This window comes from Pseudomonas sp. GZD-209 (assembly GCF_049310485.1).
Lineage (GTDB): Bacteria > Pseudomonadota > Gammaproteobacteria > Pseudomonadales > Pseudomonadaceae > Aquipseudomonas > Aquipseudomonas sichuanensis.
This window is the reverse complement of record NZ_JBMOWQ010000283.1, coordinates 1-607: the sequence shown is the minus strand read 5'-3', so window position 1 is coordinate 607 and position 607 is coordinate 1. Positions and strand designations below refer to the sequence as shown.

General features: G+C 63.3%; 1 protein-coding gene and 1 pseudogene. Both read right to left on the bottom strand.

Features of this window, described 5'->3' with window-relative positions:
- Positions 1–51: 51 nt before the first annotated feature.
- Complete coding sequence (locus ACO6VM_RS26910; RefSeq protein WP_422402714.1) at positions 52–297, bottom strand: DUF2934 domain-containing protein; 246 nt, start codon at positions 295–297, stop codon at positions 52–54.
- Positions 298–314: 17 nt separating this feature from the next.
- Positions 315–607 (bottom strand): annotated as a pseudogene (locus ACO6VM_RS26905) (malto-oligosyltrehalose synthase); the annotation flags it as partial.

Below are 607 nucleotides of genomic sequence, written 5' to 3'. Positions count from 1 at the left end.
TCGTGGGAGCGGGCTTGCCCCGCGATGAGGCCGGTACGGCTTACCTGGGGTTCAGCCCGCCGCCGGCTTTTTCGCTGCCTTTGGCTTCTTCGCCGCCACAGGCTTTTCTGCAGCCACCGCCGCTTTCGGCTTGGCCGCCGCCTTCTTGCGCGGTGCGGCCTTGGGTGCTAACGCTTCAGCCTCGGCCAGCTTGCGGGCCATCTCCCAGTGGCGGATTTCCTGGCCCGCCGGCTTGCCCTCCGATTCCCAGATTTGATAGGCGAATTCGCGAACACGTTTCTCTTCGACACTCATCACGACGCTCCTGGATGCAGTTAGGCATGATCAATCAACACGTTGACCGGAAACTCCGCCAGTACGGTGCTCAACTTCAGCTCCTTTGAAGGGCTGACAGCACCGCCAGCGAAAAGTCCCGAGCAGTTGGCAGGCGACAAGGCAAACGGCAGGATCAGCCGCGTATCGTCCCAGTTCTGTGCCGGGATCAATGGGGTTGTGGCGTTGCCCAGCAAGCTGCTGGCAAGCCGTGGTGCGACAACGATGGCGCGCTGCTCCTCGCCCAGTCGGGCGAAGGCCAGCACCTTGTCGGCGTGGCGCCCCTGCACGTTGA